General features: G+C 38.8%; 10 protein-coding genes. 6 read left to right on the top strand and 4 right to left on the bottom strand.

Translation table 11 applies throughout. The annotated features are described in order from the left end of the window. Positions 1–94 precede the first annotated feature (94 nt). The 6 genes from K322_RS18855 (at position 95) to proS (ending at position 9,065) form a co-directional block, all read left to right on the top strand. Positions 95–589 carry a septal ring lytic transglycosylase RlpA family protein gene (locus tag K322_RS18855; protein WP_051290693.1) on the top strand — a complete coding sequence of 165 codons (495 nt, stop codon included), beginning with the start codon at positions 95–97 and terminating at the stop codon, positions 587–589. A gap of 231 nt (positions 590–820) precedes the next feature. Then, on the top strand, positions 821–3,748 hold the full coding sequence (locus K322_RS0107180; protein ID WP_026626274.1) for a calcium-translocating P-type ATPase, PMCA-type: 2,928 nt from the start codon (positions 821–823) through the stop codon (positions 3,746–3,748). Between the two features lie 308 nt (positions 3,749–4,056). After that, positions 4,057–4,791 (top strand): TorF family putative porin, encoded by a 735-nt coding sequence (locus K322_RS0107185; RefSeq protein WP_026626275.1) that lies wholly within the window; start codon positions 4,057–4,059, stop codon positions 4,789–4,791. A gap of 133 nt (positions 4,792–4,924) precedes the next feature. Beyond that, positions 4,925–5,278, top strand: a complete 354-nt coding sequence (locus K322_RS0107190; RefSeq protein WP_026626276.1) for a P-II family nitrogen regulator — start codon at positions 4,925–4,927, stop codon at positions 5,276–5,278. A gap of 148 nt (positions 5,279–5,426) precedes the next feature. Further along, positions 5,427–6,722 carry an ammonium transporter gene (locus K322_RS0107195; protein ID WP_246037340.1) on the top strand — a complete coding sequence of 432 codons (1,296 nt, stop codon included), beginning with the start codon at positions 5,427–5,429 and terminating at the stop codon, positions 6,720–6,722. 861 nt (positions 6,723–7,583) lie between these two features. Further along, positions 7,584–9,065 (top strand): proline--tRNA ligase, encoded by a 1,482-nt coding sequence (gene proS, locus K322_RS0107200; protein WP_026626278.1) that lies wholly within the window; start codon positions 7,584–7,586, stop codon positions 9,063–9,065. A gap of 90 nt (positions 9,066–9,155) precedes the next feature. Here proS and groL read toward each other — a convergent pair whose 3' ends face one another. From groL to K322_RS0107220, 4 genes are all read right to left on the bottom strand, one after another. After that, a complete protein-coding gene (gene groL, locus K322_RS0107205) occupies positions 9,156–10,790 on the bottom strand; it encodes a chaperonin GroEL (RefSeq protein WP_026626279.1) in 1,635 nt (544 codons plus the stop codon). A 64-nt stretch (positions 10,791–10,854) separates the two neighbouring features. Beyond that, positions 10,855–11,124 carry a co-chaperone GroES gene (locus K322_RS0107210; RefSeq protein ID WP_026626280.1) on the bottom strand — a complete coding sequence of 90 codons (270 nt, stop codon included), beginning with the start codon at positions 11,122–11,124 and terminating at the stop codon, positions 10,855–10,857. Positions 11,125–11,571: 447 nt separating this feature from the next. Then, on the bottom strand, positions 11,572–12,171 hold the full coding sequence (locus K322_RS0107215; RefSeq protein WP_026626281.1) for a hypothetical protein: 600 nt from the start codon (positions 12,169–12,171) through the stop codon (positions 11,572–11,574). After that, positions 12,168–13,640, bottom strand: coding sequence for a hypothetical protein (locus K322_RS0107220; protein ID WP_157279396.1), 1,473 nt, complete (start codon positions 13,638–13,640; stop codon positions 12,168–12,170). Before K322_RS0107220 ends, K322_RS0107215 begins: the two co-directional genes overlap by 4 nt. Positions 13,641–13,673: the final 33 nt, after the last annotated feature.

The following is a 13,673-nucleotide window of genomic DNA, read 5'->3' on the forward strand; positions in this document are numbered from 1 at the left end:
AAAAAATACTATTTCTTTTTCTATTAGTAACATTTATCAATCAAACTTTCACTAATTATTTTATCTTTGCTCAGCATAAAGTTAAAAACAAAAAATGAGAACAACTTTATTATTATTGTTATTCCTGTTTTTTTGCCCCATATTACTTTTATTCGCTCAGGATAAAATAAAGACGGAAACAGGCGCTGCAACATACTACGCCCGAAGGTTTCACAATAAACCTACAGCCAGCGGTATCACCTACAGCAGAGACGATTTTGTCTGCGCTCATAAGAAACATCCGTTCGGCACACTTCTCAAGGTCAGAAATAAGGCAAACGACAAAATCGTGATCGTAAAGGTTATAGATCGAGGGCCGCATGCCAAGAACAGGGTGATTGATTTATCATATGCGGCCGCAAGAGCCATCGATATGGTAAGACAAGGAGTTGTAGCTGTAGAAATCACCGAGTATATAAGGAAGGAACCTTACTTTAAAGTAATAAAAGGTTTGCAAATAGATACGTTGCTTACTCTAACCAGCACACGCAACATAAAACAACAACTGAAATACATATCCGAAATGCCTGCCTATAATCATAATTTCTGACAACATCCCGGTTTAATAATTTTTTTTTATTTCCGGAGCAAACTAAAAGTGTGATTAAAATGTTCAAGCATACGACTATTAAGATTGCAAACCTTTCTTTATTATACTGCTTCGAGAAGCATAACAATAAATTAAGGGTTGTTTTATGTAGTCACATTATATCTGCTTTTAATGACTTATCAAAGCAATATAAACATCTAAAACTTTAATACTCATTACTAAATAATAATTATGGAACAAAAACACCATTACACGGGGTTGACCGATGCTCAAGTCAAGGAGAATCGCCAGAAATATGGCGAGAATATCCTGACACCACCCGAAAAAGAGCCCTTATGGAAATTATTCCTCGAAAAATTCGAAGATCCTATTATCCGTATCCTTCTTATAGCAGCATTCATCTCATTGGGTATTGCTATAGTAAACCACGTTACAGGAAAAGGAGCCCACTACGAAGAAACAATTGGTGTATTTTGCGCTATTTTCTTAGCAACCGGTGTTGCATTCTGGTTTGAGCTGGATGCAAACAAAAAATTTGATGTATTAAATCAGGTCAATGACGACGATCTGATCATGGTTATAAGAAACAACAATGTATGTCAGGTTTCGAAAAGAGAAATAGTTGTGGGCGACATCGTTCTACTCGAAACCGGAAATGAAGTTCCGGCAGACGGTGAACTGCTAGAAGCCGTGACCTTACAAATGGACGAGTCGACTCTGACCGGAGAACCAAGTATAGATAAAACCACTGATCCTAATGAGTTTGAAGAAGGTGTAACCTACCCTTCCAATTGGGTACTGAGAGGAACCAAAGTCATCAACGGACATGGCACAATGCAGGTTACTAAAGTCGGAGATGCTACCGAATTCGGTCAAGTAGCCGAAAAGGCTGCCGAAATGGTAGAAGGAGAAACTCCTCTAAACCGCCAGCTCGATTCTTTGGCTAAATTTATCGGAGTTATAGGTATGCTGCTTGCAGCACTTACATTCTCTGTCCTATTTATAAAAGATATATTCTTAGGAAGTAATGATTACACTCTAGGTCAATTAGGGCTGGTAGGTGCTGTCATTATAGGTGGTATTATCGCCTTATCTAAAGTATGGATGCCTATCCTTTACGACGCTTACGAACTGATGGGCAAAGACAAGTCGCTGCCCGAAAGTGTAGAAAACGGAGGATGGCTCAAATGGATGGGATTAGGAGTATTGGCTTTTGTTGTATTAGCAGGTGTTGGCTTTGCTTTCGGTGTTAATCCGCTTCAGCCCGAATCGTGGGTATCACTTGAGACCGCAGGACACATACTTCAATACTTTATGGTTGCCGTAACCCTTGTTGTGGTTGCTGTACCCGAAGGTCTCCCCATGAGTGTGACCCTGAGTTTAGCTCTAAGCATGAGACGTATGTTGAAGGCTAACAATCTGGTAAGAAAAATGCACGCCTGCGAAACGATGGGTGCTACAACTGTTATTTGTACAGATAAGACAGGAACTCTTACTCAGAACCAGATGCAGGTTGCTCAAACCAATTTTTACGGACTGAATGAGCAATCATTGACAGATGATGATATCAGTAGAATGATCATCGAAAACATTTCGACAAACTCTACCGCCTTCCTTGATTTTTCGGATGCTTCAAAAGCTAAGGCTTTAGGCAATCCTACCGAAGGAGCTTTGCTTCTTTGGCTGCATGGCAAGAAAATTAATTATCTGGCTGAGAGGGAAGATACCAAAATAGTAGAACAATTACCATTTTCGACCGAGCGCAAATACATGGCTACCATAGTAGAGTCTAAAGCTTTGGGCGGAGGTAAAAAAATTGTATATATAAAGGGTGCTCCCGAAATAATACTTGCTAAATGTACACATATACAAACAGCGACAAAGAACGTTCCGAAAGAGGAAATGCAAAAACAAATAGAAGATCAGCTCCTTCAATACCAAAATCAAGCGATGCGTACTTTAGGCTTTGCTTATCAGGTTGTAGATGAGAATACTTCTATCGGTTCACTCGAAAGTAATATGATCCTGCAAGGTATTACAGCTATATCCGACCCTGTCAGAGAAGATGTGCCTGCTGCCGTAAACGACTGTTTGAATGCCGGCATCGGAGTAAAAATTGTCACGGGAGATACTTATGGCACAGCTCGCGAAATTGGACGCCAGATCGGTATATGGAAAGACGAAGAGGATTCTGACCTGAATATCATAACAGGACCAGACTTCGAGGCTCTTTCCGACGAAGAAGCGCTGCAAAGGGTGCAAAAGCTAAAGATTATGTGCCGTGCGCGTCCAACCGACAAGCAACGACTGGTTTCTCTATTGAAACAGTCCGGAGAAATAGTTGCAGTAACCGGTGACGGAACAAACGATGCTCCGGCTCTTAATCACGCAGACGTTGGACTTTCTATGGGATCGGGAACATCGGTAGCCAAAGAAGCCAGCGATATCACTCTATTGGATGACTCGTTCAGCAGTATAGCAACAGCTGTGATGTGGGGACGTTCGCTGTATAAGAACATACAACGTTTTATTTTGTTCCAGTTAACGATTAATGTCGCCGCCTTATTGCTTGTCTTCTTAGGATCAATATTCGGACACGACTTACCTCTGACTGTTACTCAAATGTTATGGGTAAATCTGATTATGGATACATTCGCCGCAGGAGCCTTGGCATCTCTACCTCCTAATCCGAATGTAATGAAAGAAAAGCCGAGAAAGAACACAGACTTCATCATTTCACCACCTATGCGGACAAACATCCTGTTTGTAGGATTATTATTTGTAGTTGTACTGATGGGAATGCTGTTCTACTTCAATTCTCCGGCTCATCTTGATTCATTCTTCAGCCATATAGAAGGAGATAAATTCAGATACTTCCTATCCTACTTCTTTACAGTGTTTGTGATCCTTCAATTCTGGAACATGTTCAATGCTAAAGCATTCGGGACGGGAAAATCGGCTTTTGCCGGAATCAGACAAAGTCTCGGATTTGTAGTTGTTTCAGGAATTATTCTTGTCGGACAAATACTGATTGTTACATTCGGAGGAGACGTTTTCCGCACCGTTCCTCTTGAAATAAGAGACTGGCTTATTATACTCGGATCAACATCGCTGGTATTATGGATCGGCGAATTAGTAAGGTTAATAAAGAAGAACTGATAATTATATAAATACAACAATAAAGAAAAAGAGTGGGCATACGCCTACTCTTTTTTTTGTCCACACCATCAACACCAAAACCCCACTCCCGAAATCAAATAGATTTATTTTTTCGGTTTTTAAAAGATATTTGATTCCATAATTAAAAAATATGATCTTTTTGATAATTTTTCTCTCGAAAAAATTTTTTATTAAAATCAAAAAATATATTTTTGCATCATATAACGTCTTTTTGTTATTAAAATATAATTTATACGATCACAATATTCAATAAAAATCAATATTAACATCTTTAAACATAAAAAAGTATGAAAAACAGAAAGACAGTTTTAGGTTTAATTATCCTTTTCGTCACGTCAATGGGGCAAATTTCAGCACAGTCAGAATCAGCAGTAGATATCAATCTATCCGGAGATTTGGTTAGTAGTTACGTATGGCGTGGATTTAAACAAGCAGGAGCAAGTGTTCAGCCTGCGTTATCGGTATCGGCAAAAGGTTTTACTTTAGGTGCATGGGGATCAACAGACATTGCAGGTAAAGGCAATAAAGAAGTCGATTTTTATGCTTCTTACGCAACATCAGGGCTTGCTTTTACGGTGACTGATTACTGGTGGGATGGCGAAGATGCTCACAGATATTTCAGCAGCCCGAAAAACACAGAAGAAACCAGCTACATCGGACATTCTCTGGAAACAAGTTTAGCTTATACTTTCCCCGAATCATTCCCCTTAACTGTCGCATGGAATACATTTGTATTAGGACAAGGTAATAAGAAAGCAAACGGCGATAACTCTTTCTCTACTTACGTAGAACTATCGTATCCTTTCTCTGTAAAAGAAGTTGATTTTAAAATTGGAACAGGTTTCACCCCATGGGAAAGCGCAATGTACGGAACCGACAAATTCAAATTCACTTCGATACATCTGGGAGCGTCGAAGACTGTAAAGATCAACGATTCATTCAGCATCCCGGTATTTGCGAATATTATAGCGAATCCAGCACAAGAGGATATCCATTTTGTATTCGGAATAACTATCAAATAAGGTCACAGACCTTTTTGTAGACTTTACAAGTATAAAAATGAATGCAGCTTATCACTTTAAAATACGTCATTAAATACTTTCGGTCACTTAATTCGGTCAGTAAAATTTCATAAACATAATTAATATAAACCATATGAAAAAAATCGAAGCTATTATCCGCAAATCTAAATTCAACGAAGTACGCAAGGCTTTGCATGAAGCTGATATCGACTTTCTGTCGTGGTGGGATGTCAAAGGGCAGGGAGATGCGAAACAAGGACTCATATTCCGTGGTATCGCATATGATATTAATGCAATAGACCGCATTTACATTTCATTTGTTGTGAGAAGCATTAATCTCGAAAAATCAATTGATGCTATACTAAAATCAGCTTATACTGGTGAAAGCGGAGACGGTAGAATATTTGTATCGTCAATAGAACAATCAATCCGTATCCGTACAGGTGATCACGGAGATGATTCTCTTTATAACAAAGAAGGAGAATAAATACAGGTTATCAAAAACATATCGATTTACATAATAAAAAGGTCTTGAGACCATATTACAAAAAATATCAAAGATTAACTGGATTATGAAAAAAAGATTGGCAAAATATGTAGCTTTAGCCGGACTACTGTTAGCTTCGCCGGCATTAATGGCTCAGGAGATTGTAGCGGAAGTAGCAACAACCCCGACTCTGAACGCCGGTAATACTGCATGGATCATTGTTGCTACAGTATTGGTACTGATGATGACAATACCGGGGCTGGCATTTTTTTATGGAGGGCTTGTTCGTCAAAAAAACGTTCTGAGCATAATGATGCAATGCCTTATACTGACAGCAGTTATCACAATTGAATGGGTTATTATCGGATACAGCTGGGTATTCGGAACAGGATTTATGGAAAGCGGAAGTTCTCTCGGTGCCGTAATCGGAGGCTTCGATAAAATATTTTTCAACGGAATTACTTTAGATACTCTTACCGCAGGTGACATACCCGAACTATTGTTCGCCATGTTTCAGTGTATGTTTGCGGTTATTACTCCTGCTTTGATCATAGGTGCATTTGCCGAAAGAATCAAATTCTCAGGATTCTTATTATTCTCGGTACTTTGGGCTTTATTCATCTACAACCCTATGGCTCACTGGGTATGGGGTGGCGGCTGGATGCAGCAAATGGGTGCCATCGACTTTGCGGGAGGTACAGTAGTACACATTAACGCAGGGATATCGGCCTTAGTTATGGCTATTATGATTGGACGTCGTAAAGGATACCGTACAACAGGACATCCTGTTACTCCTCACAACATTCCATTTGTAGTGATCGGGACTGCCCTACTTTGGTTAGGATGGATAGGATTCAATGCCGGCAGCGGATTAGCAGCCGACGGATTAGCAGCCAATGCCCTGTTGGTAACACATTTTGCAACTGCTGTTGCTGCCAGCACATGGATGGCTCTTGAATGGATCATCAACAAAAAACCAACCGTAGTGGGTATTTGTACAGGGGCTGTAGCCGGATTGGTAGCAATCACTCCCGCTGCCGGAACTGTAGATGTATTCGGAGCATTCTTTATCGGATTAATCGCTTCTACTATCTGTTATATAATGGTAGCTTATGTAAAACCAAAACTTAAATACGATGATTCACTCGATGCATTCGGTGTACACGGTATAGGTGGTCTTGTAGGAGCTATTCTTACCGGAGTATTCGCTACTCAAATCATCACAGGAGCTGAAGGTGTACAAGGTGCTTTATTCGGAGATTGGCATCAGCTTTGGGTACAAATAGTAGCCAGTGCAGCCACTATCGCATACAGCGCAATCGGTACAGCTATTTTGTTCTTTATCGTAAATAAGACTGTCGGATTAAAAGTTACTAAAGAAGAAGAATCAATCGGTCTTGATATTTCACAACATGGTGAAATCGCTTACAGCGAAGACGAATAATGAGGTTATCAACCTTATTTTATTAACTTGACAATATATTTTCTAATTGTTAATATAGCGAATCGTAGTTAATCAGCTGAAGCGGCATACAGTGATTGTATGCTGCTTTTCTTGTTTATTAAAATATTTTCATATATCTGCCACCATAAACAATTCATCCATGTTTCAAATTTCCACACATAAAAACGTCGAAACAAGCTTACAATTTAACAGTTTAAGTTTGGCTGTGTCGTGTGAAATATTAAAGAGAGAGAGAGAGAGAGAGAGAGAGAGAGAGAGAGAGAGAGAGAGAGAGACGCATCTAGCGTAATAACCAAACAAAAAACTATATTGTGTCAAAATGACGAAGCATTTTTTTATGCTTTGAGTTTTGTTGTATACATACCTCAGCTAATATATACATTATCAAAAGTAAACCGACAGAATAAAGCGTGCACAGCAGTTTTGTTGTCGTTCTGAATCTGCTCTTGGCATACACCTGTCAACAGTCTCATTAATAATATAAACGTCAGAAAATCGATAAAGACAGCAGCAATCGTGTCTATGCCGTTTTCACTGCCAGTCAGTTGAATTATTATATCACTTATTGCGATCCTTGTTTTACGGTAACCGGAATGGGTAATGCAGGTGTGATGAGCTATACAGTAAACAGTCTTCCGGACTACAATGCGTATATGAATATTGTATTTTCCGTAAGATAATCAATAATCAAAAGGTGTAAATGCAGGCAGATAAGAATCTATCTTACCTGTCCGCATTTTTTGACAATTTTATCTATACTAAATAAAGCAAATAAAAACAGTCTTTTTTTCATACCTTTGCACCCATCGATCAAGTAGCAAAGAATAGTATAATAAAAATATGGCAAAAGAGCTAAAAGAACTGACTAAACGCAGTGACGATTACAGCCAATGGTATCTCGATGTAGTACTAAAAGCTGATTTGGCGGAGAATTCTGCTGTTAGAGGTTGTATGGTAATAAAACCATACGGGTATGCAATCTGGGAAAAAGTACAACGTCAATTGGATGACATGTTCAAAGAAACCGGACATATTAATGCATATTTTCCGTTATTCATTCCCAAATCATTTTTGAGTAAAGAAGCCGACCACGTAGAAGGTTTTGCTAAAGAATGTGCAGTAGTAACCCACTATCGCCTAAAAAACGATCCTGATGGAAAAGGAGTGGTTGTTGACCCCGAAGCAAAACTCGAAGAAGAGCTTATAGTGCGTCCAACTTCCGAAACCATTATATGGAACACTTATCGTGGCTGGATTCAATCATATCGGGACCTACCTATACTTTGCAATCAATGGGCTAATGTGGTTCGCTGGGAAATGCGCACCCGTCTGTTCCTTCGTACAGCCGAATTTCTTTGGCAGGAAGGACATACCGCACATGCAACTAAAGAAGAAGCAGAGATAGAATCGCGCAAAATGCTGGATGTATATGCCGAATTTGCTGAAAAATACATGGCTCTGCCTGTAATAAAAGGGGTTAAATCTGCTAATGAACGTTTTGCCGGAGCTGTTGAAACATATACGATCGAAGCAATGATGCAAGATGGTAAAGCCTTACAATCTGGAACATCTCACTTCTTAGGTCAGAATTTTGCCAAAGCTTTTGATGTTAAGTTTACAGACAAAGACGGTAAGCAAGATTATGTGTGGGCTACTTCATGGGGGGTATCTACTCGTTTGATTGGAGCTTTAATAATGGCTCACTCTGATGATAACGGCTTAGTGCTTCCTCCAAAACTAGCACCTTATCAAGTTGTTATAGTACCAATATACCGCAGTGAAGAACAATTATCCGAGATCAATAAAAAAGTCGAAGGTATAATTTCATCTCTTAAAGCTTTGGGGATATCGGTTAAATACGATAATGCTGATAATAAAAAACCGGGATGGAAATTCTCTGAATACGAATTGAAGGGAGTTCCGGTTCGTTTGGCAATGGGTGGACGTGATCTCGAGAACAACACTATAGAAGTTGCCCGTCGTGATACTTTGACCAAAGAGACTGTTTCATGTGATAATCTTGATACATATATCAAGGATCTATTGGATGAAATACAAGAGAACATATACCAAAAAGCACTCAATACCCGAACATCAAAAACTATCTCGGTCGAAACTTACGAAGAATTCAAAGAGAAGATTGAAACAGGAGTATTCATCATGGCTCATTGGGATGGTACATCCGAAACAGAAGAGAAGATCAAAGCAGAAACCAAAGCAACTATACGCTGTATTCCTCTGGATGGAGACAAGACTCCCGGAAAATGTATGGTTACAGGGCAGCCATCCACTCAGCGAGTTGTATTTGCTAAGGCGTATTAAGATATCAGGACTTTTTAGGTTCACATACAGATAATACAAAAGCCGTTTTCTTCCGAAAACGGCTTTTTATATATAAGATGATGCAATTTATTACATCATTCCACCCATACCACCACCCATAGGAGGCATTGCTGGCATAGGATTATCTTCTTTCTTATCTGCAATGATGCACTCTGTAGTTAAGAACATACCAGCAATAGATGCGGCATTCTCAAGAGCAACACGAGTTACCTTAGCAGGATCGATTACTCCGGCAGCAGCTAAATCTTCGTAAACATCAGTACGGGCATTATAACCGAAGTTGTTTTTACCTTCACGTACTTTCTGTACTACTACTGCACCTTCTTTTCCACAGTTGTTTACGATCTGACGAAGAGGTTCTTCAATCGCACGTTTTACGATTTCGATACCTGTTGTTTCGTCTTCGTTTTCGCCTTTCAGGTTTTCCAATACATCTAATGCACGGATATAAGCTGTACCACCTCCGGCTACAGTACCCTCTTCTATTGCAGCACGTGTTGCTGAAAGAGCATCATCTACGCGATCTTTCTTTTCTTTCATTTCAACTTCAGAAGGAGCACCAACATAAAGAACAGCTACTCCACCTGCCAATTTAGCAAGACGTTCCTGTAGTTTTTCGCGATCGTAATCAGATGTAGTTTTTTCTATCTGAGTTTTGATTTGACCAACACGAGCAGCAATGGCAGCTTTATCTCCTGCTCCGTTTACAATAGTCGTGTTATCTTTATTGATTGTCACTTTGTCAGCAGTACCAAGCATATCAAGAGTAGCTGCTTCGAGTTTTAATCCTTTTTCTTCTGAAATTACAACACCACCTGTAAGTGTAGCAATATCTTCCAACATTTCTTTACGACGGTCACCGAATCCCGGAGCTTTAACAGCTGCGATCTTCAATCCTGCACGAAGACGGTTTACAACTAAAGTAGTTAATGCTTCCGAATCGATATCTTCTGCAATAATCAAAAGAGGTTTACCCGATTTAAGAGCTGCCTCTAGAATAGGAAGGATATCTTTCAATACAGAAATTTTCTTGTCATGAATCAAGATAAACGGATTCTCAAGGTCTGCTTCCATTTTTTCTGTATCAGTTACAAAATATGGAGAAATATAACCTCTGTCGAATTGCATACCTTCAACTACATCTACATAAGTTTCAGTACCTTTAGCTTCTTCAACAGTGATTACACCTTCTTTTTTCACTTTACCCATTGCTTCCGCAATCAGTTTACCGATAGTTTCGTCACCGTTTGCCGAAATTTTAGCAACATGTTCGATTTTTTGTAAATCGTCACCTACTGCAACCGATTGAGCTTTCAGATTTTCAACCACTTTAGCAACAGCTTTGTCAATACCGCGTTTCAAATCCATCGGGTTAGCTCCGGCAGTCACATTTTTCAGACCTACGCTGATGATAGATTGAGCCAATACAGTAGCTGTAGTAGTACCGTCACCTGCATCGTCATTTGTTTTAGAAGCTACTTCTTTAACAAGTTGAGCCCCCATATTTTCGAATGGGCATTCCAATTCTACTTCTTTAGCAACAGATACACCGTCTTTGGTGATATGAGGTGCTCCGAATTTTTTTTCGATGATAACATTACGTCCTTTAGGTCCTAATGTCACTTTTACAGCATTTGCCAATGCGTCAACACCTTGTTTCAGTTGATCGCGGGCATCGATATTAAATTTGATTTCTTTAGCCATAGCTTTGATTTCTTTTTCTTTTTTAAGTTTAAAGTTTTCGAAGAATTATAAAAAGGCCTGAACCTTAAATAATAGCAAGAACGTCTGACTGACGCATAATTAAGTAGTTTTCACCATCCAATTCGATTTCTGTACCTGCATATTTTCCATAAAGTACATTATCGCCTGCTTTCAATACCATCTCTTCGTCTTTAGTACCGTTACCAACAGCGATTACACTACCTTTCAAAGGTTTTTCCTTAGCTGTATCCGGAATAATAATTCCACCTACAGTTTTTTCTTCGGCTGCAGCCGGCTTAATAAGCACTCTGTCTGCTAATGGTTTAATACTCATGATTCTTAAATGTTTATATTATTGTTAAATTTTAGTTTTAAAATTCTATTTTCGTTAATGCGAAATCTGTGCCAAAAACTAAATCTGACAAGATGGCAGAAATCCATTATTCTCAATTTTGCCTTTTGATGAAACCAGTCTGTTACTCGAGTAAAGAAAAGGTTACAAAGGTTACAACCTTAATGCTCGGTCAATGGTCTTCAATTCGAAGTTATTATATTCGCTGTTAATTATTAATTCCATTTATATCAAAAGGTAACAAAAGTTACAGTCAAATTACACTTTTTCAGATGAAACCTTTTATCTTCTCTCTGATTTCTTACAGCCATTTAAGTAACCATCTCTGTATAGATAAATAAAATAGAAGGAGCTATCCCCTCAGATGAGAAAATGCGGACAGATAAGAATCTCTCTTACCTGCCCGCATTTACTTTTTTCGATCATTGATTATCTTACGGAAAATACAATATTCATATACGCATCGTAGTCCGGAAGGCTGTTTACTGTATAGCTCATCACACCTGCATTACTGATTCCGGCTACCGTAATACAAGGATCGCAATAAGTAACATAGTAGTTTAGCTGGCTTACCGTAAAAAACGGAATAGTAGCCGTAGCTCCTGTACTTTTGATTTTCGGAGTTGAAAATCCGGTATTGTATATATTATACAAATTTATTGATTGCGTACCTGTCAATAAATTCCCCGAACCGTCGGAAGTCGGTATATTGACAGATGGCATATAGAACCAATGTCTATTGTACAGGGTAAGGCATGTCCATGTATAAACTCCCGGATTGGAAGGGGTATCTTTGTACTGCGAAATACATTTCAAGTCAGTATCATATACCAGCAGGCTTGGTTCAGGGGTGGTTATAGCTGACTTTTGAGCATTAGTCATTCGGGGAATTAATAGCCCTTTATCATTATTGTAAGTATCTATTTCGAGAACAGACGAAATGTGAGGTGTATCGGTGTTGATCCCGATTTGCGCCGACAGATTAATGGCTACCATCAGAAGGAATATAAGTATCTTTAGTTCTTTCATTTTTGCTGTTGTTTTGAATTCAATAATTCCGAACGGGTCATAAGATTCGTTTTGAGAGTACAGTATACTATGTTAGCTTCCATATTTATCACTTTAGATTTTGTTCCATCGGCTTTATAGGGTGTTACTAGAATTGTATATATTCCTGAATTCGAATAGCTGTGTTGAAGAGAGTACTCTGTTTGTCCAAATGAAACAGACTGTGTAACAATGGGACTGCCATCGCCAAAATCCCACTCTAATTTAACCGGAGCATTCCCTCCGGATAAATCCACTTCAACCCCATATGTTCGGCTATGGGTCGCACAAGCAAAAGGTTGACTCTTTGGTTTTATCCTTATAAATCCGGCAGCAAAAGATGGTAATCCTAGACCAACAGTGTTTTTCAAGTAATTGGGGAAGTATTTTATATCTGTTCCTCCTGAGTTTGGATTGCGGATCACAAATAAGTGTTTTACATATGTAGACAGATCCCCTCCTGTTTGTATTCCATATAGCCTATTGTCAATAGCTGCCTTTACATTGCCGATATTCTCAGCTATCTTATTCATTGCGGTTCCAGCCCTTACTTTATCCCATGTTTGTACATATAGTTTATTTCCATCATAGCCAGAACCAATATATAAGTAATTCCCGTCAGGAGAGAAACACCCTGCATATGTCTTATAAGGGAAACTTTGTGTCTTAATATCTGAGATATAGCCTGTAATGGGATTGAAATTTGCTGTTATTACCTGACTGCCATACCAATTACAGGAAAATACTTTTGTATAATCAGAAGATATTCCTATTTCACCTTCGACATAGCCTGGTACATCCAGAGCTACTATACTAGAATTTGATAATGTTTGATGAGGAGTAATTGATATTCCTGCATATGTGATAGCCCATACATAAAATGTCGTTTTAGTTCGATGAATTAACCAATAATCCTTGTAGTTGCTCAGATTAGGGACAATTGTAATATTCTCATTTACCACACCACTTTTTATTACCTGATTTTTAGATGTAACCGCACCTAATCCTCCATTAGCCGTTATATCAACTGTTGAATAACAAATACCATTAGGTACTGATCCTTCTGGAACTGTGATAATGAAATATTCGTTTATGGTCTCTGGTCTGGGTACTACAATCCCAGATTGAGTTGCAGATGATCCCCCAAGCAGGCCTGTTCCGTTAGTCATAATGTTTCCATTCTTATCATAAACAATCATCCCATCCGAAGAAAACAGTAATTGCCCATCATAAGTCGACACCGTAAAACAACCTTCTCTTGTCGATAATGCTCCAACTATAGACTGTGGCATATCAGAAACGATCGTACCATCATTGGCAGTAACATTGCTCAGCGAATTGAAATTGAGTCCCGCATTAAACCCAAAATACCACCAGCTGGTCTCTTTCTGAGCATAAAGATGCATCTGGCAAAAGATTAGTACCAGACTTATGTATATTATTCTTTTCATTTTTTGCTTTTTTATTAATCAACAAAAGATCTG

This window comes from Indolivaga capnocytophagoides DSM 22835, from assembly GCF_000426485.1.
Taxonomy (GTDB): domain Bacteria; phylum Bacteroidota; class Bacteroidia; order Bacteroidales; family Dysgonomonadaceae; genus Dysgonomonas_A; species Dysgonomonas_A capnocytophagoides.